The sequence below is a fragment of the Tardiphaga sp. 768_D3_N2_1 genome (assembly GCF_052076105.1).
In the GTDB taxonomy this organism is placed as follows: domain Bacteria; phylum Pseudomonadota; class Alphaproteobacteria; order Rhizobiales; family Xanthobacteraceae; genus Tardiphaga.
The window spans coordinates 3954994-3977697 of the sequence record NZ_CP197245.1; the positions used below are offsets into that span (position 1 = coordinate 3954994).

The window sequence follows — 22704 nt, forward strand, 5'->3', positions numbered from 1 at the left end:
TGCAATAGGGACGGATCTCGTCCTACAAAAAAAGTCACGTATTCCGGTGCACGACAGCGATCCGGTCTCGCCTGCCCGGCAGGACAGACCGGACCGCCTCTCCCATGATGGCTAGCGGATCGCCACCGGATTGATCATGCTTTGCACACCGCCCTTAAAGCGGGGCTGACCGAGCACGAACAGGAACTCGTAGCCTTTGTCCTTGGCCAGTTCGGCTGTGTCCATGTTTTCGAGGATGTAAGTCCCGTTCATCGCCAGCAATATCTGGTGGATTTCAAACACATTGCCGGTTTCAAACGGCAGCACCTCGACGCCCCAGGTATCAGCGCCCACCGCGACGACGCCCTTGCTGGTCAGATACTTGGCGCCCTCGGCGCCAAGACCGGGCTCGCCGGCATTGTAGCGCTTGTCGTCCTTGCCAAGCAGGCTGAGCCAACCGGTGTGGAACAGCACCACATCGCCTTGCCTGATCTCGACGCCCTGGGCCTTGGCGACTTCCTCGATTTCCTTGACGTTGAAAGCCGTGCCTTCCTTGACCACGTCGGTCTTGTAGTAGGCCGCCATGTCCAACAGCACGCCACGGGTGACCAGCGGCGGCACCTTGTCGATGCCGAGCTTCTTCAGGCCAGTGGGATCACCGAAGTCCGCGATTCTGTTGCCGTTATAGTAGACGTGATTGACGCCGAGATGGCCGAGCCCGTCCATCTGACTGCCGACGCCGACCCAGCCGTTGAGCATGTCGTCGTTATAGGTCGCGTGATTGGGACCGAGCCCGGGATTGCCGGCCTGACCGGGCTGTACCACGGTGATCTTGAAACCGCGGGGCGGATAGGCCGGCGTGTCCGCGCCCACCGGAATGCCGAGTGCGTAGGTCTTCCCGGTCTTCACCAGTTGCGCGGCCGACTTCACCAGGTCGGGCTTCATGTAGTTCGCGGCGCCGATCTCATCGTTCGGCCCCCACTTCGATTTGGTCCAGTCCTGCGCAGATGCAGGCAAAATGATCGCAAACACAGAGATCGAACACCCAAGCACGCAAGCCTTCCGCATGTTGTATCCTCCCGATATGCGCCGGCTTTTGCCGGTCAACCGTAGTTAACAACACGAAGTGGGAGAAAGTAAGCACGGCCCGACTGCGCAGACCTCACAGCACCTGATGCACCGCGAGTTCGACACGGTCGGGATGCCGTGCTCCGACGCCGATGAACAGGTTCTGCATCAGCCAGCGATACCTGGGATGCCCTGTCTCGAATTTCGGCACCGAGCGGAAATAGATCAGTGCGGGATCGGCCGCCTCGCCCCGAGCGATGCGATCAAGCGCGTCCTTCGGGCCAAAGCGGACACCTATATTCTCGATATAGACCACAGCGCCATCATCGAGCTCAAACGCGTATTTCGCCTCAAGTTCGGTAAAGCCGTCCGGACGAATGACCTGGAAATCCGCACCGCCCGAATGGATCGTACCCTTGATGCCTTCGCCCTGCACGCTGCCGCCAAGGACCGGGATGACGCGGCGGATGCCATAGCCGAGATCGCCGACCACGATCGGCGTGCCGACCTTGATCGACAGGCTGAACACATATTTCGTCGCAAGGGGCGGTGTGGTCATGACGTCACCCAATCATCCGCATCGGCAGCCAGGTGGCGATCAGCGGGAACAGGATCAGCAAGATCAGGCGGATCAAGTCGGTGGCCACGAACGGCAGCACGCCCTTAAAGATCGTGGCCATGCTGACATCCTTGATCACGCTCTTGATGACAAACACGTTCATGCCGACCGGCGGATGGATCAGGCCGAGTTCGACGGTCATGACAATGACGATGCCGAACCAGATCGGATCAAAGCCCAGCGCCATCACCACCGGAAACACGATCGGCACGGTGAGGATCACCATCGCCATGGCGTCCATCAGACAGCCGAGCACCAGATACATCAGAAGGATCAGCGCCAGCACGCCATAGGGGCCGATGCCCAAACCAGTAAGGAATTCGGTGACGTGCTGCGGCGTCTGCGTAATGGTGAGGAAGTAACCGAAGCACAGTGCGCCGATCAGAACGGTGAATACGGCGGCAGCGGTGCGCGTCGCCTGCAACAGCGATTGCAGGATGCCGTCTTTCGTCAGCTTCCCGCGCAACACGCCGATAATGAAGGCGCCGACCGCCCCCACCGCGCCGGCTTCGGTCGGGATGAAGAAGCCGCCATAAAGGCCGCCGATCACAAAGACGAACAGCAGCAGCGGCGACCAGACATCGCGGATCGCCGCGGCGCGCTCGCGCCATGACGCCTTCGGGCCTGCAGGCAGGAAACCGGGTTTCGCCACGCCGATAATCGCGATGGTGATCATGTGCATAACGATGGCAAGGAGACCGGGCACAATGCCGGCAATGAACAGCTTGCCGATGTCCTGCTGGGTAATGATGCCGTAAACCGCCAGCACCGTGGACGGCGGCAGCATCGCGCCAAGCGTGCCGCCCACGGCGATGACGCCTGTGGCGAAGCTCTGCGGATAATTGAAACGGCGCATTTCCGGATAGGCCACGGCGGAGAACGTCGCGGCCGTCGCCACCGACGAGCCGGAGATCGCAGCGAAGCCGCCGCAGGCGGCGATCGTGGCGATGCCCAGTCCACCTTTCCAGTGGCCAACAAAGGTATTGGCCGCACGAAACAGTTCGCGGCTGATACCCGACACCGAGACGAAGGCGCCCATCAGGAGGAACATTGGGATCACGCCGAAGGAATAATCTGTCACCGTCCGCATGGTGGTCTGGCCAACCAGCTTGAGCGCCGGCGCAAAGCCGGTGAGATAACCGAAGCCCGTAATGCCCACGAGGCCCATCGCCATACCGACAGGCACGCGTAGCAACATCAGCACGAACAGGCTGACAAAGCCGATGACGGCAACCGCTTCGTTACTAAGATCCATGCGACTTACTCTGCCGTCTTGATTTCGGGTTCATGCATCTCCTCCGGATGGAAGATCAGCCGGTAGGTGCGGATCGCAATCAGCAGCACTGCCGAGACGTCGCCGATCCATGACAACAGGAAGAACGGCCAGACCGGCAGTTGCAAATCCATGGTGACGATGTGGCTGGAATAGGTATCGACCACCTTGTCGAACAGCGTGTAGGTCTGCACCGAGACGACGAACAGCAGCACCAGCGTCGCAAACACATCGATCCAGCGCTGATATTTCGGCTTGGCATTGGCCCAGACCAGATCGACGGTGATATGCGAGCCGCGATAGGAGGTCGCTGCGATGCCCCAGAAGATCAGCACGCCGAGCATGAACTGGCCGATATTGTAGTAATCGGGGATCGTGACTGCGAAAAACTTGCGCATGAACACCGCGACAAAGGTGTTCAACGCGACGATTCCGACGAAGAACGCGGCGATCCATTCGATGGAATCGATAAAGCGATCCATCACGTTCTTCTTCGGCGAATCCGGCGGAGTGCCGAGGGCGCCGTCTTGGGAGATTTGGGGCGTGGCAGTCATGATGGATTCGATTTCAGTTGGTCATTCCGGATCAGAAACTCGTCATTCCGGGGGCGGGCGAAGCCCGCACGAACCCGGAATCTCGACATGGCTGAACACTTCGGGATTCCGGGTTCGCTTTATCGATGCTGACGCACCGATGAAGCGCCCCCGGAATGACAGTGTTGGGATTACAGCCCCGCGTCGTGCTTCTTCAGCATCGCCTTGAGGTCCGCATCGATGGCATCAGCGTCACCACCGGCCTTTTTCACGGCCGCAGCCCAGGCAGCGTTAAGCGGTTGAACGCCCTTCTTCCACTCGGCAAGCTGCTCGGGCGTCAGCTTGTAGACCTCATGATCCGGCAGCGCCTTCATCTTGGTGCGGCCATTGGCCTCGAAATCGACCCAGGGATCAGTGACCTTGGAGGCCCATTCCGGCGTGCAGTGATCGTCGATGATCTTTTTCTGCGCGGGCGACATCGAGTTATATTTGGCGAGGTTGATGTTGTAGGTGAACACCGTCGAATAGAGTGGCGCATCGATGTGATACTTCACAACCTTGTCGATACCGAACAGGAAGATCGAGCCCCAGGGGAATGCAATCTCATCCGCCACGCCGCGCTCGATGGCGTCGCGCGATTCCGGCGCCGAGGCCTGCACATTGGTGCCGCCGAACAGTTTGACCATTTCGCCGATGGTGCTCTGCGCCGGGCGCACCTTCACGCCGTTGAGGTCACCGGGCACGACGATCTTCTTCTTGCCATGCAGCGAGCCGGGGTCGTGAATGAAGGCGAAGCACAGCTTCGTATCCTTCATCTCGGTCTTCGCGTATTTCTGATACCACTCGTTGAGCGCCAGGGTGCCCTTCTTGCCGTCCGAGAACACGAACGGCAGCTGGCCCGCGGCCACGATGGGGAAACGGCCGGGCTGATAGCCGGGATTCACGTAAGTGATGTCGGCGATACCGTCGCGCGCCATGTCGTAATGGTCGAACGCCTTGCCAAGCTGCTCGGATGGGAACACCGACATCTTGATGCTACCGCCCGAGGCCTTCTCGATATCGGCGGCCCAGGCCTGCGTGGCAGGCACCAGCGGATGCGCCGGCGGCACCCACAACGATACCTTCATATTGACGGTTTTGTCTTGCGCCTGAGCGGGCGTGAGTACTGGCATCATACAGCCAGCCGCCAGCAATGCGAGAATTGCCTTCCTCATCGTCTCTCCCTTTACGCCCGTTTGGACGTGTTCTCTCGAACTTGTTCTATCGAACTTGTTCACCGGACCTTGAACGGCCCTTTGCGAATATTGTTATATGTTATAATCATCATTGCAAGCAGTGCGATTGCACGTGCTGGGCGGCTAGTCTCGCGACAACGCTTGACTTGTCAACTCAGTCGGACGACAGAGCCTATATCAACCGCGGGAGCAAGCGTTGCGTACGAAAGTTGCAATCATTGGAGCTGGTCCGGCTGGAATGTTGCTTGGGCAACTATTGCATGCCTACGGGATCGGCAACGTCATTCTGGAGCGTAAGGATCGGGACTATGTCCTCGCTCGTATCCGCGCAGGCGTGCTCGAACAGGGCACCGTCGGCCTCCTGGAAAAGCTGGGGATTACTGAGCGTCTGCATCACGAAGGCCTGATCCATGATGGGATCGAACTTCTGTTCGGCGGAATTCGCCACCGCCTCGATCTGAAGAAAGCGTCCGGCGGCAAGGTCGTAACCGTCTATGGCCAGACCGAAGTCACTCGCGACCTGATGGACGCCCGCGCCGCGGCCGGGCTGACTACGGTCTATGACGCGGACAATGTCAGCCTGCATGATTTCGACGGCGCCAGCCCGCGCGTCCGCTATGTCAAGGACGGCGTAAGCCACGAGATTGCCTGCGATTTCATCGCCGGCTGCGACGGGTTCCACGGCGTGTCACGGCAAAGCGTTCCGGCATCCGCTGTACAGACCTTCGAGCGCGTCTATCCATTTGGGTGGCTTGGCCTGCTGTCGGATACGCCGCCGGTCTCGCACGAGCTGATTTATACCAATCACACCCGCGGCTTTGCGCTGTGCTCGATGCGTTCGATGACGCGCAGCCGTTATTACGTCCAGTGTTCCCTCGACGAAAAAGTCGAGAACTGGACCGACGACATGTTCTGGGACGAACTGCGCCGCCGCCTCGACACGGAGGCCGCCGAAAGCCTCATCACCGGCCCGTCCCTGGAGAAGAGTATAGCGCCGCTGCGTAGTTTTGTCGCGGAACCGATGCGTTTCGGAAGGCTCTTTTTGGCCGGCGACGCCGCCCATATCGTGCCACCGACCGGCGCCAAGGGGCTCAACCTTGCGGCTTCCGACGTCCATTATCTCTCGATGGCGCTGCGCGAGTTCTATGACGAGAAATCCTCGAGCGGTCTCGACTTCTATTCGGCCGTCGCGCTGAAGCGGGTGTGGAAGGCTGTACGCTTCTCGTGGTGGATGACCTCGATGATGCATCGCTTTCCCGACAATGACGGGTTCGGCACCAAGCTGCAGCAGGCCGAGCTCGACTACGTCGTGCATTCGGATGCCGCAACGGCGGCGCTGGCGGAAAACTATGTGGGGCTGCCGTATTAATATCGTAGGACGCCCACTATTTTAAACGTCCCGCCAGACCCGTTTGAAACTTTGTTGGTCTGTCCTTCTCGCGCGAATTGGTTTTGATGGCGCAAACAATCCAGACGGATGCACCATGACCGACACCGCTATCCCCGAGGGCTTCACGCCACACTATCGCAAGAGCCCCCTCACCGCACCGTGGGAGCCGATCTATTCCAAGGTGACCGACACCAACGTCATCCTCGGTCTCCGCATCGCCGAAGCACATACCAATTCGCGGGGCATGGCGCATGGTGGGCTGATCACGGCGCTGGCCGACAATGCGATGGGCCTAAGCTGCGGCCATGTGCTGGGTGGCGGAACGCGGTTGGTGACAGTCAATCTGTCCGCTGATTTTCTCGGCTCTGCACAGATCGGGCAATGGCTGCAGATCGAAACGGAGGTCATCAAGACCGGCAAACGTCTCTGCTTTGCGCAGGCGCTGATATCAGCGGATGGCGAGCCTTGCGCCCGAGCGAATGGCACCTTCAGCGTAGCACCGCCAAAAGTGTAGCGATCGCTATCGCTTACTGAAATCCCACTGGCAGGTATCTGCAGCGAGATCGATGAAGACGCGCACTTTCGCCGATAACAAACGCGAGGTCGGATAAACGATGTGGATCGGTACCGCCGGCGGCTCGAACTCCGTAAGCACGCGTTTGAGGCGCCCGGCCGCCAGCGCGTCTGCCGCCTGATAGGCCAGCACACGGGTCAAGCCGCCACCATGCTCGGCATGCCAGATGGCGGCATCGGCAACATCAGCCGTGAAACGTGGCGTATGCGTGATGCGGATATCGTCACCGTTCTGCACGAAACGCCATTCCGGCGCTGATGCAATGGTGCCGAACTGGATCGTATCGTGCTTCGCGATATCGTCCGGCACCTTCGGCTCGCCGCGCCGCGCCAGATAATCCGGCGACGCAACGACGATACGCGGCATGCTGCCAACATGGCGCGCCACCAGACTGGAATCGGGGAGATGGCCGATCCGGACAGCGACATCAATTCCGTCCTCGACCAAACTGACCATGCGATCGGTCAGCCGCAATTCGCCGGACACATCCGGAAAGCGCTGCAGATAGGCTGAGACCAGCGGCGTGACATGCAGGCGCCCGAAACCGACCGGTGCGGAGACAACCAGACGCCCGCTTGGCCGCGCCCGTTCGGCCTGTGCGGAGCCTTCGGCCTCCTCGATATCCGCGAGAATCTGGCGCGCCCGTTGCAGATAGCGCGCGCCGACATCGGTCAGCATGACTGAGCGCGTGGTCCGTTGCAGCAGGCGGGCGCCAAGCCGTTCCTCCAGCGCCGCCACCATGCGGGTAACCGCAGAGGCGGAGAGCCCGAGCTTGCGGGCCGCAGGTGCAAACCCCTGCAGGTCCGCCACGGCGACGAAGACGGTCATGGCTTCGATGCGATCCATCGCACCATTTCATATCCCGCAATAATGAAGTGTCAATTCCGATGATTGTTCTTGCCGAAGGAAAGAGCCACCTTTGTCAGGCGCTGGGAACGTATCCGCTCCAAGCTCCAATCAGGGAGTAAGCTATGGCCGACATTCACACCTATTCGAGCGACATCGCCTTCACGCCGACCGTCAAGGCGATCCAGACCCGCAAGGGGTCGCGTTCCGGCTATGCGCATGTCGAGGAAAACGGCGGCTGGCGCACCGAGGTAGACGACAATCTCGCAGCGTTTCTCGCCGAGGCGAATAGCTTCTTTCTGGCTACCGCCAGCGCTGACGGGCAGCCTTACATGCAACATCGCGGCGGGCCTAAGGGCTTCGTGAAGGTGCTCGACAAGCATACGCTGGCCTTCGCGGACTATAGCGGCAATCGGCAATACATCACTCAGGGCAATCTCGCTGAGAATCCGAAGGCCAACATCTTCATTATGGATTACGCGCATCGCCGACGCGTCAAGCTGTGGGGCACCGCGCGGGTGGTCGAGGATGATCCAGCGCTGATGGCATCGCTGATGCCACAAGGCTATCGCGCGAAGCCCGAGCAGGTGATCCTGTTCACGATCGCCGCATGGGACACCAATTGCCCGCAGCATATCCCGCAGAAATTCGATGCGGCCGATGTCGCGACGGCACTGGCAGCACGCGATGCTCGGATTGAGGAATTGGAAGCCGAACTGGCGACGCTGAAAGGTGCAGCGTCGCCGCATTGAAGGGCACGCAGTGTTAGGCAGCGACACTGCACTGCCAGGCGTGCTCGGGATAATACTCTGCCATCATGCGATCGACGTAGACGACGAGATTGCCGTAGCGCTGCAACTGGCGCTGCAGAGGCGATGGAAACAATGGAGCCAAGATCCCCGCAAGGACGGCGAATGCGGTCGCATCGACTCCGGCCGGGCGGTTGCTCATCAGGTGGGATTTTCCGGCCAGAAGCACCGACAGCGCCATCAGGGAACGATCGGCGAGTTGGAGGGCTTCATCCGCGGGATGGCGGCCAAGGCCGTTCGCCAGATGATTCTGAATGACAGACTTTCGCGCGGATGCACGGATGTCGTCGCGCTGCGCTTCTGGAATGCCATCAAAGAAGTGCGACGGTCCCTTGGCGAAATTGTCAGCGTCGACCCAGCGTACGCCGACCAGCGACCAGTAGAGATGATGCTCGATCATGCGCTCGATTGCCCAAGCCTGCGCGCGCTGAGCCAGATCGAGGCCCCGATCGAAATCCACATCATATTTACGCTCGATATGGGCGCGAATGAAGGTGGAGTCGGCAATGGTCTCGGCGCCGTCATCGATATAGGGCATCTGCCCTTTCGGCGAATCCTGCGGCCGTGCCGGTTGCTTCTGATAGGGTAAGCCGGCCATCTTGAGCTGGACTTCCGTCTTGGTGACGAAAGGGCTGATTTCCGGCAGGCCGAAGCCCGCGCCTGCGCCGTGAAGGACGATCATGTGGTTTCTCCAAGTGATAAGGACAAGAAACTAGGCAGTCGCTGCTGCCACCGTGGTGTCAGCAGCGGTCACGCCGGGCGAGGCCAGCGACCAAAGCCCGGGTCTGAAGCGCTGCAGCGGAGATCGTCCGCCAGCCAAGCCCGATCAGGGCCCAGCGAAGGTCTCCCGACAGGACGAAAATTGTGCGTTCGAGCAGCCATGCCCGGATGCGCCAGAGCCGGTCATCATGCGAAAATGCCTCGAGGCTATCGAAAGCGGTCATTGCAGAATCCTTCGTTCGTTTGAACCTGGCTCCTGTATGACTGCCCCCTGCTGCCAACATGCTGTCAGCATCGACAGTGGACCCAACAAGACAGAGAGACGACCATGAGACGCGCGGACCGCCTGTTTCAGATCATCCAGGTGCTTCGGCGCACGCGGAAGCCTCTAACGGCGGACGCCATTGCCGCCGAACTGGAAACGTCAAAACGGACGATCTATCGCGACATCGCGACACTGATGGCGCAGCGCGTCCCAATCCGCGGCGAAGCCGGCATGGGCTATATCCTCGAACGCGGCTTCGACATGCCGCCGCTGATGCTGACGCCCGACGAGATCGAAGCCGCCGTGCTTGGCGCGCAATGGGTGATGGGCCACGCCGATCCGGCCTTGGCCAAGGCGGCGCAGGATCTCATCGCGAAAATCGCGGACACAGTTCCGGAGCGCCTGCGTCCGTTCGTGCTGGAGCCCGCAAGCCGCGCACGGCCGGATTTCCACGGCGCCGCCGACAGTATGGATATGGTGCAGATGCGGGCGCACATTCATGCGGGCAAGAAGGTCCGACTGCTTTACCGGGACGAGGCCGGTCGGAACAGCGAGCGCATCGTCTGGCCAATCGCGGTGGGTTATCTGGAAGCCGTGCGGCTGCTGGCGGCGTGGTGCGAGCTTCGCAAGGATTTCCGCAGTTTTCGAACCGATCGCGCGATCGAGGCGCATTTCCTCGATGAGAAATATCTGGAGCGACGCGAAACGCTGCGCAGCAAATGGCGTAAGACGCTGAGCTGGGAGCGGCCACAGGATACCTGAAACAACCCAGCCTGTGCACGGCTGGCGAAATCCACCCGATCGCGATAAACCGCGGCATGACAAGCAATGCAGTTACGATCAGCGACGCCAACCCGTGCCAGACCTGTGGTGCGTGCTGCTCATATTCCAGTAACTGGCCGCGTTTCACCATCGAGGACGATGCCGATCTCGATCTGATCCCGGCCAAATATGTCAATGATCGCGAATCAGGAATGCGCTGCGACGGAGACCGCTGCAGCGCACTGACCGGCAAAATTGGAGAGGCAACAGCCTGTGGGATTTATGCTGTGAGGCCGGACGTGTGCCGGACCTGTATGCCCGGCGATCCCGAATGCGCTATGGCACGGCGCCGGCACGGGCTGCCTCTGCTGGCAGCCGCGGAGTAATCGGTATCAGCTCACGCCGTGACGGTGTGAGCGAGTTCCTTCTCGTCCAGCTCGTCGTCGAGATCATCATCCATCGGCGCCAGCGTCGAGAGCGGCTTGGTCGACAGCGTGATCGCCTTGCGGCTGTGATAGGCCGAAACCGAAGGACGTGCCGCGGCGGTATCGTGCGACAGCGCATAGAGTGTGGAACCAACGCGGCCACCGAATTCGATCAGCTCACGCTCGCTACAGCTCGATGCGATCGAGATCGCCAGAGCGTGCAGGTGACTGCGGCGATAGCAAAACAGAGCCAGCATGGCGCGGACATCGGATGAAACACTGGCCACGAGATGGGGCAGGCCATTTTCATTTGCACGATACATCGCACCGAGCAGGTCTTCCTCGACGGGGCAAAAATCGTTCTCGAAAGCTTGACGGCTGGACCGCATGGGGTTTCTCCTCGTTAATGAGGATGCGGTTGAATTTCCTAACGCGGGGTTAACCAACAGCCTTAATGGCCGTCTGCGACTCTTGAGTAACAGTCTAAAATGTGGCAGCCGTGCCGCGATACCGCCACATTGGAACTCGATGCGTTCAAACGCGCATCAGCTGTTGGCGACGATGAAGATCGCAAGGAAGAAGTCGGTCAGGTGATGCAGCGCCTGATCGATGCCGATTAGCCACCAGAACCAGCGATGGCCCTGCGTGACGCCAAAATGCGACACGCACAGTCCTTTGGCCCGATCGATGGTGATGTGGATCGCGAAGTCGACCAGTCCAATGAACCAGAGCTTCGGCTGTACGACGGCCACGAACAACGTCGTGAGGACGCCATGGATTGCACAATGGACCAGGAGCGGCAGTGCCCACCCGGTTCGCTGATCCTTGCCCATCGCCATCCAGGCGTTCTGTAGCAGGAAATCCGCGATCACGTGCTTGACGGTGAGGACCAGCATCCACCCGACGAGCCCGCCCAGAGCAATCGACGACGACATTGCAGGAAACAACAAGCTGACGTCCCTCTTACCGGTCACGACAGAACGGCACGCCCAGCCCGCTCCGATCGCTCGCCCTATTTATGACACTCCAAAACCGGGAATGCACGCTGCCGAACCTGAAACCCACCGCTTCCTTGAAGAGCCACGTGATCGTGTAAACACCGCAAACATGCCACTTCCGCGCTAGTTCATCACTGCATGGGCTCGGAGTTCACCGATCGCCCTGCGCAATTGGTCACCTTTCGGGTCGCGCGGCACCGCACGCGCACGCGTGATCGCGTCCGCCAGGTCGGTGATAGCCAGCGTCCCATCGAAGGCTGGCTTAGCCAGCCCGTCGATGATCTGGTGCCAAGCGGCCATGCCATGACGGTAGCCCGTGCCGTAACCTTCGATCATGGTGGCCGTCTGCACAATGGCCATTGCCGCGTCCGGCTGCTTGGTCAGTGCACGATCAATCATATGCAGCCAGCGTTCGACCCAGACGCGCTCGATCTCATAACGCGTCGACAACAGGCGCCACCGCCGTAGCCAAGATTCGAACTCAAGGCGCTTGATCCCCCAGATGCTCACCTTGCTGAAACGGATCGGCACCGTGCGATGCGCGCAATATATTCGTTCCAGCGCCCACATCAGGGGATCACCTACGATCTCCGGCAATGCCGACACCAACTCGTCGAGGCGAAAACGCCGTCTGTCGACGACAGGCGGCCGGCCGGGCATCACGGGCTCCTGCAGCTTGAGCTGCGCGATGCGGATCGGATCGTGATAGCTCATACGCATCGCGAGCAGCCGCGCAATCTCGCTGAACAATTCGTCGCTTACATTACGCCGTCCGACAAAGCGACGCAGCCGGTCGCTGTAGAGCTGCGCATAAACCGCGCTCTGATAATTGATCAGCAGCGTCACGCCATCTTCCGCCACAGGACGCACCGCAGCCGGCAGGCCCACCGGCAAAACCGGCGCTGCAGGTTCGTTCCTGTTCGCCATTTCGGCGAGCGTGGAGCGGATGACGTTGATGAAGCCTGCCACGAGAAGTCCTGATGCTTATGCGTGCTGCGGCGCCATTGGCAATGCGGGCGCGTCCTGCTTCATCAGACGCGCTTCCAGCTTGTCAATATTCTCGAACAATCGCGCGCTGGCGAGACGCAGGAAGAAGAAACCGAATTCCGGATTCTGCACGTAGAGCTCTTCGACCTGGCTGTAGCTGACGCTGAGCACCATGCCGGGTTCGATACATTCGAGCGTCTGGGTGCGTTCATTCGTCGGCGACAGCATACCGAGCTCGCCGACGATGGCGCCAACCGGCAATTCGATCCCGGACTCGACGAGACGATAACGGCCACTGACGATGTAGAACATGTCTTCGGCCTTCTCGTCCTTGTAGAACAGAATCTCGCCAGCCTTGCAGGGACGCTTGGTCATGAACGGCTTCAGCCATTCCATCGACAGGTCCGAATTTACCGACTTTTTCACATCCTGGACCAATTGCAGCATCTGGCGCAGACGGTAGATGTTGAGCGGCAGCAGCACCGCATGCAGCGCCATGGTCGGATAGTTGTGGGTCGGAATCGAGATCGCGATCAGCAGGACATTGGCCATGATGCCGAATACCCGCAGCGGGATCATTGTGCGCATCGTGCAGGTCGCCACTACGAAGATGGTGGCGAAGGCACTGCCGGCGTGATGGAGATAGGACATATCCATGGGAGCAAACCGGGTTTCCAGGAACGGCCGCAACGTCACCTGCCAACATGAAGGACGGATGACCGGGCCTTTGCGTGTGCAATATAGCCCATCCGGTTAAAATAGCCCGTCTTGTAACCGCCCAAAATCACGGTCCGGTGCTCGGATTGACGTGCCATCCGGGTGCGGGCACGGTCCCCCGCCGCCGGCGCGCGAGGCGCGCGCCTTTAGATTCGACGCGTTTTCTGAACGCGAACCGGACATCCACTTCGCTCGAAAACGCTATGGAGAAGAACAACATGTCGGAAACGACGGAAACCGTATCTGACCAGTCCTCGCCACCCATTCTGACCATCGACGGCCCCCGCGCCACCATCCGCCTGAACCGCCCCCAGAAGCTGAACCGGCTGTCCCAGCTCGACCTGGACACCCTGATGGAGCTGTTCGATCGCATAGAGGCGGATCGCGCCGTCCGGGTGCTGGTCCTGACCGGCACCGGCCGCGCCTTCAGCGCCGGCTTCGACCTCAACGCGATCTCCGAGCGGGCCGCCAGCACACCCAAGCCAGCGGCGGGGGGCTCCTCCGGATCGGCCTTCGAGGCCGTGGCCAACCGACTGGAGGACCTGGCGCTGCCGACCATCTGCCGGCTCAATGGCGGCATCTATGGTGGCTCCACCGACCTGGCGCTGGCCTGCGATTTCCGGATCGGCATCGACACCTGCGAGATGTTCATGCCGGCCGCCCGGCTCGGCCTGCACTATTATAAAAGCGGCATCAAACGATATGTGAGCCGGCTCGGCGTCGACAATGCCAAGCGGCTGTTTCTCACGGCACAGAAGATCGAGGCCAGCGAGATGCTGCGGATCGGGTATCTCACCGATGTCGTGCCGCCCGAAGCGTTGGATGAGGAAGTCGACAAACTCGCCACCATCCTGGCAGGCAATGCACCGCTCGCCATGCGCGGCATGAAGCAGGCCATCAACGAATTCGCCCGCGGGGAGCTGGACGAGGCTGCGGCCGACCAGCGCGCGCGGGACAGCATGCGCGGCGACGAGATCAAGGAAGGGACCAAGGCGTTTGCGGAGAAGCGGGCACCGAGGTTCTAGAAATGCTTGTCATTCCGGGATGAGCTGCAGACGGCGTAGCCGGCGAAAGCTCAGACCCGGAATCTCGAAGTGCTCAGCCATGCCGGGATTCCCCACCACTCCGATTGGAGTGGCTGAGGTTCGCCCGCATGCGACTTCGTCGCATTCCAGCGCCCCGGAATGACAGTCAAGATCACTCCACAAACGTCGCCACATCTCCAAGCCCTGCCCGGCTCGTCCGGTAGCTGTTCACCTTGTGCTCGCGGTCCGGATAACCGAACGAGATACCGCAGACGACGCGGCGGTCGTCGCTCATGCCGAAATGCTGGCGCACCACAGCCGAGTGAAACGCCAACGCCGCCTGTGGCACGGTCGCAAGGCCGAGCGCCTGCGCCGCCAGCATGAAATTGTTCACATAGCCTCCGCAGTCCACAGCGCCATAGACACCGAGTGCTTCATCCGACGTAATGATCGCCACATGCGGCGCGCCGAAGAAGTTGAAGTTCTGCAGAGCCTGCTCGGCATAGGCCGTCTTGTCGCCGCGTGCGATCCCCAGCGTGTTGTAGAGCTGGAAGCCGCTTTCACGGCGACGATCCAGATAGACGCCGCGATATTCGCGCGGGAACGGGAAGTCACCGGAATTCGGCGTGCCCGCCGCCGCCACGGGATAGAGCACGTCGCGAAACTTCTTGGTGGCTTCACCTGACGTAATCGTCACCTGCCACGGCTGGCTGTTGCACCATGACGCTGTCTTCTGCGCGGCATTGAGAATGCGGTCGATGATGGCGCGCGGCACCTGCTCGGTCTTGTAGGCGCGACAGGAGTGGCGGTCGCCGAGCAGGGTTTCGAGAGTCGAGATGGAGTCGATCATGAGGTTTCGAACTTTCTTATCCCGGACGCGGTGCACCGCCCTTGCGTTGCGCCCCAGAGCCGGGACCGTTGCGGGCTCCGTCGTTTCGGGCGGTCCCGGTTCTGCGAAGCAGCGTTACACGCTGCATCGCGCCCGGGACACCGTTACTACCGTCCCTTGGTCGGGACCTTATTGAATGGCACGTCCTTGTCGACGCGGATGTCACCCGGCAGGCCGAGCACGCGCTCGGCGATGATGTTGCGCAGAATCTCGTCGGTGCCGCCAGCGATACGCATCGAGGGCGAGCCGAGGATGGTCGCCTGGAATTCGCCGGCAGCTTCGGCATCGGCACCGACCAACGCGCCCGAGGCACCCTGCAGATCGGCCGCGAACATCGCGATGTCCTGCATCATCATGCCCGAGACCAGCTTGCCAATGGAGTTCTCCGGGCCCGGACGCTCACCCTTCGACAGCGCCGAGATCGAGCGATAGCTGGTGTATTTCAGGCCGGAATTCTTCACCGCCCAACCCGCCAGCTTCGAACGTACATTGGGATCATCGATGGCGAAGCCGTCTTCGAGCATCAGGTTGCTGCAATACTCGAACAGCTCCGGAAAGCCCGTCGCGACGCGCGAGCCGATCGACATGCGCTCGTTCATCAGCGTGGTCAGCGATACGTTCCAGCCATCACCAACGGCGCCGAGCCGCTGGCTATCCGGAATCCGCACATTGGTGAAGAACACCTCGTTGAATTCCTGCATGCCATTGGCCTGTTTGATCGGCTTTACCTCGACACCAGGACTCTTCATGTCCAGGAAGAACATGGTCAGACCCTTATGTTTGGGCACATTCGGGTCGGTGCGGGTGATCAGGATGCCATAATCCGAGTAATGCGCGCCGGAGGTCCAGATCTTCTGGCCGTTGACGATCCAGCCGTCACCATCCTTCTCCGCGCGGGTACGAAGGCCAGCGACGTCGGAACCACCGGCGGGCTCGGAGAACAACTGGCACCAGACCTTCTCGCCGGAGGCCAGCGGCGGCAGATATTTGCGCTTCTGATCTTCGGACGCATAGGCCATCACGGTGGGACCGCACATGCCTTGCCCGATGGCGAAAGGCCGCGCGAGCTTGTCATAGACGCCCTCTTCCTGCTGCCAGATCACGCGCTCGATCGGCGTCGAGCCGCGGCCGCCATATTCCTTTGGCCAATGCAGACAGGCCCAGCCCGCGTCGGCCTTCTTTTTCTGCCAGGCCTTGGCGACATCGAGCATGGCGTCGCGTTTTTCGCTGGCGCGCTTGGCCGACGGCTTGTTTAGCTCGGCTTCCAGATGCTTGGGCGCATTGGCATCGATCCACTTGCGCGCAATAGCGCGGAATTCGGCTTCCTGCGGCGTGTCATCGAAATTCATGGCAGTCGTCCTCTACGAAAAGAAAAACTGCGACCAGGGCAGCGAGCCACCCTGGCCGCCAGTTATCGTCCCTTGGTCGGGATCTTGTTGAATGGCACGTCCTTGTCGACGCGGATGTCGCCCGGCAGGCCGAGCACGCGCTCGGCGATGATGTTGCGCAGTATCTCATCGGTGCCGCCCTCGACGCGCGTCGCGGGCGAGCGCAGCAGCATCGCCTGGAACTTGCCGGCGACCTCCGCATCCTCCGGCCCGTTGAGCACACCGGCCGCCCCCTGCAGATCAAGTGCATAGGTCGCCACATCCTGCAACATGGCGCCGGCAACCAGCTTGCCGATGGAGTTTTCCGGGCCCGGCCGCTCGCCGCGCGACAGCGCAGAGATCGAACGGAACGCGGTGTAGCGGAGACCCGAGGCACGCACCGCCCAATTGGCGAGCTTGGAGCGCACCGCGGGATCGTCGATCGCCGGACCGTCGTCCAACATCAGGCTGTTGCAGAACTCGAGCAACTCCGGAAAGCCCGTGGCGACATTGGCGCCGATCGCCATGCGCTCGTTCATCAGCGTGGTCAGCGAGACGTTCCAGCCATCACCGACGGCACCGAGCCGCTGCGAGTCCGGGATGCGGACGTCGGTAAAATAAACCTCGTTGAACTCGGCCTGGCCATTGGCCTGCTTGATCGGCTTCACCTCGACGCCCTGGCTCTTCATGTCCAGGAAGAACATGGTAAGGCCCTTGTGCTTCGGCACGGTCGGGTCGGTGCGGGTGATCAGGATGCCGTAATCCGAATAGTGCGCGCCCGACGTCCAGATCTTCTGACCGTTGATGACCCAGTCATCGCCGTCCTTTTCCGCGCGGGTGCGGAGGCCAGCAACGTCCGAGCCGCCAGCAGGTTCAGAGAACAACTGGCACCAGATCTTTTCGCCGGAGGCCAGCGGCGGCAGATACTGCCGCTTACGTTCTTCCTGCGCATAGGCCATCATGGTCGGGCCGCACATGCCGTGGCCGATGATGAACAGCGCACCGAGCTTGCCAAACACGCCCTCTTCCTGTTGCCAGATCACCCGCTCGATTGGCGACGCACCGCGGCCGCCATACTCTTTCGGCCAGTGCGGCACGGCCCAGCCGGCATCGGCTTTCTTCTTCTGCCAGGCCTTCGCGACTTCCAGAATATTCGCGCTCTTGAGCTGGATGCGGCCAAGCGCGGCCTTCTTCAGCTCGTCCTCATATTGCCGGGGTGCATTCGCCGCGATCCATTCGCGCGCCTTGGCACGGAATTCAGCCTCTTGAGGCGTGTCATCGAAATTCATCTTCGATAGATCCTTAGGCCGCGTTCTTCTGGTGCATGCGCTCGATCAACTGGTCTTCCCAATAGGACAACGAGCCAAGCCCGACCGCCAGTGCATTGGAGCGGCGATAGTAGAGGTGGCAATCGAACTCCCAGGTGAAACCCATGCCGCCATGGACCTGGATGTTGTTCTTCGAGCAGTGCTGAAACGCCTGCGTGGCGCTGATGCGCGCAGCAGCCGCGGCTTCCGGCAGTTCCGACGCATTGGTTGAGAGCGCCCACGCTCCGTAGTAGCAATTCGAGCGTGCCAGCGTTGCCGAGACATACATGTCGGCAAGCATGTGCTTCACGGCCTGGAACGAGCCGATCTGGCGACCGAAGGCGATACGGTCGAGCGCGTAGTCACGGCCCATTTCCAGCGCGCGATCGGAGCCGCCGACCTGTTCGAATCCGATCAGCACGGCGGCACGGTCGAGCACCTGGCTGAGGATGCTCCAGCCCTCATTGGCAGCACCGAGCGGCTCGGCCTTGACGTTCTTGAACGAGATCTCGGCCTGATTGCGCGACGGATCGATGGAGGTCAGCGCCTTGGCCTCGACGCCTTCGCTGGTGAGGTCGACCAGGAACAGCGCGATGTCGCTATCGCGGCCGGTCGAGCCAGTGCGTGCCGCAACGATCGCGAAGTCAGCGATTGCGCCATCAGCCACCGGCTTCTTGGTGCCGTTGAGCACGCCGTTAGTCGCGGTGAGCTTGATCGCCTTTGGCGACGGATTTCCGGAGCCTTCGAACAGCGCCAGCGTGCCGATCGCATTGCCCTGCGCGATCGCCGGCAACCATTTCTGCTTCTGCGCATCGGAGCCTGCGAGCAGCAGCGCTTCAGCGGCGAGATAAACCGTGGACGAGAACGGCACCGGCGCCAGCGCGCGGCCCATTTCCTCGGCGATCACGCAGAGTTCGAGATGTCCCGCGCCCGAGCCGCCAAAGGTTTCCGGGATGGCGACGCCGAGAAAACCCATGTCGGCGAGGCCCTTCCAGAGCTCTCGATCATAGGGCGCCTTGCCGTCGATCACGGCGCGCACCGCCTTTGGCGGACATTTCTCAGTGAGAAAACGCCGGGCCTCGTCGCGCAGCTGCTTCTGGTCGTCGGAGAAATCGAAGTTCATGGCGGTATACTCTGTTCTGATCGATGAAAGTCTAGTTGAGGATGATGACGTCTTCGCCGGGATGTTCGGCATAGAGCTGAGCGACCATTGTCGCGCGGCGCTCAAGGCCGGCGCGCTGGTTGATGTAGCCCTTGTCGGTGAGTTCGTTGCCGTCGATGGAGGGCGGCTCCACCAGGAACATCGCGCGCGCGATGCGCCGGCTGCTGGCGCCCTCACATGAAGCGTTGTGCGTCTGCAGGCCGTCTTTCAGACAGGCCAGCACTTTCGGATGTTTGACGACGTCGGCAAAGCTCGCTTCAGGCTCGCCAATCAGGATCCGACAGGCCGGGAGATTGGGCCAGACGAGCGCCCCGATATAGGGCCGATCCTGTCCGGTGATCAGCGCGTCCTGCACCACCGGCGACGCCGCCGCGATGACGTCGGTGCGCAGCGAGCCGACATGCACGAAGGTCCCCGTAGTGAGCTTGAAGTCTTCCACCACGCGGCCGGAGAAGATCAGGCCCTTGACTGGATCATTGTCATCAACGAACACGCCGGCATCGCCGATCTTGTAGAAGCCCTCCTCGTCAAAGGCAGCCTTGGTCAGGTCCGGCTGACGATAGTAGCCCGGCATCACATTGACGCCGCGCAGGCGCAATTCGTATTTCGAATCCACCGGCACCATCTTCAACTCGACGCCAGGAAACGGCAGACCGATCAAACCGACGCGCTCGGTGTCCCAGTAGGTACCGGTCGAGGTCGGCGACGTCTCGGTGCAGCCCCAGCCAGTATAGAACACGATGCGTTCACCGGTGGCGCGCACCGCCAGTGCCTGCATGCGGTCATAGAGATCGTCAGGGAGACGCGCGCCGCCATAGGCCATCAGATTCAGGTTCTTGAAGAACGAGCGCGCCAGCGCGTCGTCCTTCTCCATCGCGCTGGCGATCGCCGCATAGCCGGCCGGCACATTGGCGTAGTAGGTCGGCGAGATTTCGCGCAGATTGCGCAGCGTCTCGTCGATCATGCCCGGCATCGGGCGGCCATCGTCGATATAGAGTGTTCCGCCATCGATCAACAGTGGGTTGAACAGCGCGTTACCGCCCATGGTGTGGTTCCACGGCATCCAGTCGAGATAGACCGGCGGCTGCGCATTGGGATCGCGCGGCCGCGTCTGCATCATCATCGCGGCATTCGCCGTCATCATCCGCTGCGTATTGATGACCGCCTTGGGCATGCCGGTAGAGCCCGAAGTGAACAGCAGCTTGCCGACTGTATCAGGCGTGATCTGCGCAAGTGATGCCTCGACCGCCGGCGTAACCTTGGTAGCAACCATGTCGGCATAGGCGGTGCTGGTGATCCCCGCCGGTGGGCGCGCCACATGGATGATCTGGATGCCGGTAAGATCGAGCGCATCCAGCGCCTTCTGGAAAGAAGGCCCATCCTGCACCATGACGGCAACGGGCTTTACGAGATCGAACAGATATTTGAGTTTGGCGTGATCCTGGCTCATCAGCGAATAGGCCGGCGACACCGGCGCTGCCGGATGCCGCGCCTGCATCGCCGCCATGGTCATCAGCGCATGCTCAATGGAATTACCCGATAGGATCGCAACCGGTCCATCGGCCGCGAGCTTCATGTTCAGCAGCGCCTGGGTCAGCGCATCGGCGGCCTGCTTCGCCTTGCCATAGCTGAGCCGGCGCCACTGCCGGTCATCGCCGGCGCGCTGGGCCAGCCAGGTGTGATCGGGACGCTTTTTGGCCCATTTCGCCAGCGAGGCCGCAAGATGCGTCTCATAGGCCATCAGCGGAACGCGCGACTTCAGGACAACGACGCCATCGGAACGACGCTCGACATCAATGTCACGCTCCATCCAGCGGATCTTGCGGAAGGCCGGCTTTGTCAGCACCGTGGCAGCCTGCGCGTTCATCTCAATCCTCCCAAACGTTTTTCCCCGAACCGCGGTCTCATTGGCCGGACCTCGTGTTCGTCATGTTGCACCACGCGTCATCGCGTGACGTAAACCGGCTTCCGCTTCTCGATGAAGGCACGGATACCTTCCTCGAAATCTTCCGAGCGGCTGCATAGCACCTGGTTGCGATCTTCCATCGCGATCACGGCCTCGATGGAACCGGCGTCGACGGACATGTTGATACATTCCTTCGACAGCCGAAGCCCAACCGGCGATGCCGTCATCATCGCATCCACATAGGGCACGGCTGCGGCTTCAAGCTGGCCGTCCTCAACCACTTCCGATACCAGACCGACGGCAAGCGCACGATCGGCGTAGATAAAGCGACCGGTGAGGATCAGTTCGGATGCAACAGAGACGCCGACGAGACGCGGCAGGAAATAACTGGAACCGATATCGCAGCCGCCGAGGCCAAGCTTGATAAAGGCGCAGTTCATCCGCGCCGACTTCGCGGCGATGCGGATATCGGCGGCGAGCGCCAGCGCGAAGCCTCCGCCGGCAGCCGCGCCCTGCACCAGCGCCACGATCGGCTGCGGGCAACGGCGCATCAGCATCACGATATCGGCGATGCGGCGTTGGGAATCCAGCGACTCGGTGACGGAGCGCGGGGTATTCTGGCCGGCGCGCGAAGCCATTGCATGTTTGAGATCGAGCCCGGCGCAAAAATTGGCGCCGGCGCCTTTGAGAACGACGACGCGCGTCTTGCGGTTACGCTGCAGGCTTTCGAAGTAATCGTTAAGCGCGTCGATCAGCGCAGGATCGAGGGCGTTGAGGCTCTCCGGACGATTGAGCGTCACCCGGTCGATGCCGTCGTCGTGTTCGATCAGCAGCGGCTCAGCCACGTGTTACTCCCTACTCATTATTTGCGCATTCGAGGCGCTTATCGCAGCGCCCTCTCCCCTTGTAGGAGAGGGCAGCACAGGAGTCGGAAACAAACTCGGTTGGGAGAGGGGTAGCCACAAACAACAACGGTTGTGGCTACCCCTCTCCCGTCTGCGCGCCTGCGGCGCGCATCAGACCCTCTCCCGCGGCGCGCAGCTGCGCCGCGCTTGGGAGAGAGGAAGACAAATACTACCGCGGAGTCATACGGATGGCGCCGTCGAGGCGGATGGTCTCACCGTTCAGCATCGGGTTCTCGACAATGTGGACCGCGAGGTTGCCATACTCCGACGCATCGCCGAGGCGGGCCGGATGCGGGACCTGGGCGCCCAGGCTGGCGCGGGCTTCTTCGTTGAGGCCCATCAGCAGCGGCGTCAGGAACAGACCCGGCGCGATGGTATTGACGCGGATCTTGCTGGAAGCGAGATCGCGCGCTGCCGGCAACGTGAGACCGACAACGCCGCCCTTCGAGGCGGAGTAGGCGATCTGGCCGATCTGGCCTTCATAGGCGGCAACGCTGGCGGTGTTGATGATAACGCCGCGCTCCTCGCCGATCGGCTCGGCCGTCGCGAGCTGCTCAGCGAACAAACGCAGGCAATTGAAGGTGCCGATCAGGTTCACCATGATGACATTGGTGAACTTCTCGAGTGGATAAACGCCCTGCTTGCCGACGATGCGCTGCGAACCGCCGATACCGGCGCAGTTCATCAGCACGCGCGCGGTACCGTGCGCAGCCGCTGCCTTGGCGAGCGCGGCCTTGACCTGATCCTCGTTGGTGACGTCGCCGACGGTGGCAACGCCCTTCACTTCGGCGGCGACCTTCTCGGCATTCTCAGCGGCGCGATCGAACACGGCGACCTTGGCGCCCTTGGCAGCCATCGCGCGTGCGGTCGCGGCGCCGAGTCCCGAGCCACCGCCAGTGATGAATACGGCTACGTCTTTAAGCTGCATGTGAAGAGCCTTTCC

Annotated in this window: 25 protein-coding genes; 6 read left to right on the forward strand and 19 right to left on the reverse strand. The window is 61.2% G+C overall.

Annotated elements, in window-relative coordinates:
- Positions 1–111: 111 nt before the first annotated feature.
- The 5 genes from AB8A27_RS18590 to AB8A27_RS18610 all read right to left on the reverse strand — a co-directional run bounded on the left by AB8A27_RS18590 (position 112) and on the right by AB8A27_RS18610 (position 4686).
- The gene (locus AB8A27_RS18590) at positions 112–1047 is read right to left on the reverse strand and encodes a cyclase family protein (protein ID WP_441243180.1); all 936 of its coding nucleotides are present in this window, start codon (positions 1045–1047) and stop codon (positions 112–114) included.
- A 94-nt stretch (positions 1048–1141) separates the two neighbouring features.
- Positions 1142–1606 carry a DUF3237 domain-containing protein gene (locus AB8A27_RS18595; protein WP_441243181.1) on the reverse strand — a complete coding sequence of 155 codons (465 nt, stop codon included), beginning with the start codon at positions 1604–1606 and terminating at the stop codon, positions 1142–1144.
- A gap of 4 nt (positions 1607–1610) precedes the next feature.
- Positions 1611–2921, reverse strand: coding sequence for a TRAP transporter large permease (locus AB8A27_RS18600; RefSeq protein ID WP_092145025.1), 1311 nt, complete (start codon positions 2919–2921; stop codon positions 1611–1613).
- Positions 2922–2926: 5 nt separating this feature from the next.
- The gene (locus AB8A27_RS18605) at positions 2927–3421 is read right to left on the reverse strand and encodes a TRAP transporter small permease (RefSeq protein WP_441244948.1); all 495 of its coding nucleotides are present in this window, start codon (positions 3419–3421) and stop codon (positions 2927–2929) included.
- A 242-nt stretch (positions 3422–3663) separates the two neighbouring features.
- Positions 3664–4686, reverse strand: a complete 1023-nt coding sequence (locus tag AB8A27_RS18610; protein ID WP_441243182.1) for a TRAP transporter substrate-binding protein — start codon at positions 4684–4686, stop codon at positions 3664–3666.
- A gap of 217 nt (positions 4687–4903) precedes the next feature.
- Between AB8A27_RS18610 and pobA the strand changes: the two genes are divergently transcribed.
- The gene (pobA, locus tag AB8A27_RS18615; protein ID WP_441243183.1) at positions 4904–6076 is read left to right on the forward strand and encodes a 4-hydroxybenzoate 3-monooxygenase; all 1173 of its coding nucleotides are present in this window, start codon (positions 4904–4906) and stop codon (positions 6074–6076) included.
- Between the two features lie 115 nt (positions 6077–6191).
- Positions 6192–6611, forward strand: coding sequence for a PaaI family thioesterase (locus AB8A27_RS18620; RefSeq protein WP_441243184.1), 420 nt, complete (start codon positions 6192–6194; stop codon positions 6609–6611).
- Between the two features lie 6 nt (positions 6612–6617).
- On the opposite strand, the gene AB8A27_RS18625 is transcribed toward AB8A27_RS18620, so the two are convergent.
- On the reverse strand, positions 6618–7517 hold the full coding sequence (locus AB8A27_RS18625; protein ID WP_441243185.1) for a LysR family transcriptional regulator: 900 nt from the start codon (positions 7515–7517) through the stop codon (positions 6618–6620).
- 125 nt (positions 7518–7642) lie between these two features.
- Here AB8A27_RS18625 and AB8A27_RS18630 point away from each other — a divergent pair, with 125 nt between their 5' ends.
- Positions 7643–8269 (forward strand): pyridoxamine 5'-phosphate oxidase family protein, encoded by a 627-nt coding sequence (locus tag AB8A27_RS18630; RefSeq protein ID WP_441243186.1) that lies wholly within the window; start codon positions 7643–7645, stop codon positions 8267–8269.
- 13 nt (positions 8270–8282) lie between these two features.
- On the opposite strand, the gene AB8A27_RS18635 is transcribed toward AB8A27_RS18630, so the two are convergent.
- Both AB8A27_RS18635 and AB8A27_RS18640 read right to left on the reverse strand, forming a co-directional pair.
- Positions 8283–9008, reverse strand: coding sequence for a glutathione S-transferase family protein (locus AB8A27_RS18635; protein ID WP_441243187.1), 726 nt, complete (start codon positions 9006–9008; stop codon positions 8283–8285).
- A gap of 58 nt (positions 9009–9066) precedes the next feature.
- Positions 9067–9270 (reverse strand): hypothetical protein, encoded by a 204-nt coding sequence (locus tag AB8A27_RS18640; protein WP_441243188.1) that lies wholly within the window; start codon positions 9268–9270, stop codon positions 9067–9069.
- A 104-nt stretch (positions 9271–9374) separates the two neighbouring features.
- Between AB8A27_RS18640 and AB8A27_RS18645 the strand changes: the two genes are divergently transcribed.
- Together AB8A27_RS18645 and AB8A27_RS18650 are read left to right on the forward strand one after the other, a co-directional pair.
- Complete coding sequence (locus AB8A27_RS18645; protein ID WP_441243189.1) at positions 9375–10073, forward strand: helix-turn-helix transcriptional regulator; 699 nt, start codon at positions 9375–9377, stop codon at positions 10071–10073.
- A 56-nt stretch (positions 10074–10129) separates the two neighbouring features.
- Entirely contained in the window at positions 10130–10459 is a 330-nt protein-coding gene (locus tag AB8A27_RS18650) for a YkgJ family cysteine cluster protein (RefSeq protein ID WP_441243190.1), read from the forward strand.
- Positions 10460–10470: 11 nt separating this feature from the next.
- Here the strand turns inward: AB8A27_RS18650 and AB8A27_RS18655 are convergent, their stop codons facing one another.
- From AB8A27_RS18655 to AB8A27_RS18670, 4 genes are all read right to left on the reverse strand, one after another.
- Complete coding sequence (locus AB8A27_RS18655) at positions 10471–10887, reverse strand: hypothetical protein (RefSeq protein WP_441243191.1); 417 nt, start codon at positions 10885–10887, stop codon at positions 10471–10473.
- Between the two features lie 156 nt (positions 10888–11043).
- Positions 11044–11448 carry a DUF3307 domain-containing protein gene (locus AB8A27_RS18660; RefSeq protein ID WP_441243192.1) on the reverse strand — a complete coding sequence of 135 codons (405 nt, stop codon included), beginning with the start codon at positions 11446–11448 and terminating at the stop codon, positions 11044–11046.
- A gap of 171 nt (positions 11449–11619) precedes the next feature.
- Positions 11620–12465 (reverse strand): DUF6537 domain-containing protein, encoded by an 846-nt coding sequence (locus AB8A27_RS18665; protein WP_441243193.1) that lies wholly within the window; start codon positions 12463–12465, stop codon positions 11620–11622.
- A 15-nt stretch (positions 12466–12480) separates the two neighbouring features.
- Positions 12481–13140 carry a Crp/Fnr family transcriptional regulator gene (locus AB8A27_RS18670; RefSeq protein WP_068734999.1) on the reverse strand — a complete coding sequence of 220 codons (660 nt, stop codon included), beginning with the start codon at positions 13138–13140 and terminating at the stop codon, positions 12481–12483.
- A 278-nt stretch (positions 13141–13418) separates the two neighbouring features.
- On the opposite strand from AB8A27_RS18670, the gene AB8A27_RS18675 reads away from it, so the two are divergent.
- Positions 13419–14225, forward strand: a complete 807-nt coding sequence (locus AB8A27_RS18675; RefSeq protein WP_441244949.1) for an enoyl-CoA hydratase/isomerase family protein — start codon at positions 13419–13421, stop codon at positions 14223–14225.
- Positions 14226–14397: 172 nt separating this feature from the next.
- Here AB8A27_RS18675 and AB8A27_RS18680 read toward each other — a convergent pair whose 3' ends face one another.
- From AB8A27_RS18680 to AB8A27_RS18710, 7 genes are all read right to left on the reverse strand, one after another.
- Positions 14398–15075 (reverse strand): nitroreductase, encoded by a 678-nt coding sequence (locus AB8A27_RS18680; protein WP_441243194.1) that lies wholly within the window; start codon positions 15073–15075, stop codon positions 14398–14400.
- 146 nt (positions 15076–15221) lie between these two features.
- Positions 15222–16463, reverse strand: coding sequence for an acyl-CoA dehydrogenase (locus AB8A27_RS18685; protein WP_441243195.1), 1242 nt, complete (start codon positions 16461–16463; stop codon positions 15222–15224).
- 62 nt (positions 16464–16525) lie between these two features.
- Complete coding sequence (locus AB8A27_RS18690; RefSeq protein WP_441243196.1) at positions 16526–17770, reverse strand: acyl-CoA dehydrogenase; 1245 nt, start codon at positions 17768–17770, stop codon at positions 16526–16528.
- Positions 17771–17783: 13 nt separating this feature from the next.
- A complete protein-coding gene (locus tag AB8A27_RS18695; protein ID WP_441243197.1) occupies positions 17784–18911 on the reverse strand; it encodes an acyl-CoA dehydrogenase family protein in 1128 nt (375 codons plus the stop codon).
- Positions 18912–18942: 31 nt separating this feature from the next.
- The gene (locus tag AB8A27_RS18700; protein WP_441243198.1) at positions 18943–20817 is read right to left on the reverse strand and encodes an AMP-binding protein; all 1875 of its coding nucleotides are present in this window, start codon (positions 20815–20817) and stop codon (positions 18943–18945) included.
- 77 nt (positions 20818–20894) lie between these two features.
- Positions 20895–21701 carry an enoyl-CoA hydratase/isomerase family protein gene (locus AB8A27_RS18705; protein WP_441243199.1) on the reverse strand — a complete coding sequence of 269 codons (807 nt, stop codon included), beginning with the start codon at positions 21699–21701 and terminating at the stop codon, positions 20895–20897.
- Positions 21702–21930: 229 nt separating this feature from the next.
- Entirely contained in the window at positions 21931–22689 is a 759-nt protein-coding gene (locus AB8A27_RS18710) for an SDR family NAD(P)-dependent oxidoreductase (protein WP_441243200.1), read from the reverse strand.
- Positions 22690–22704: the final 15 nt, after the last annotated feature.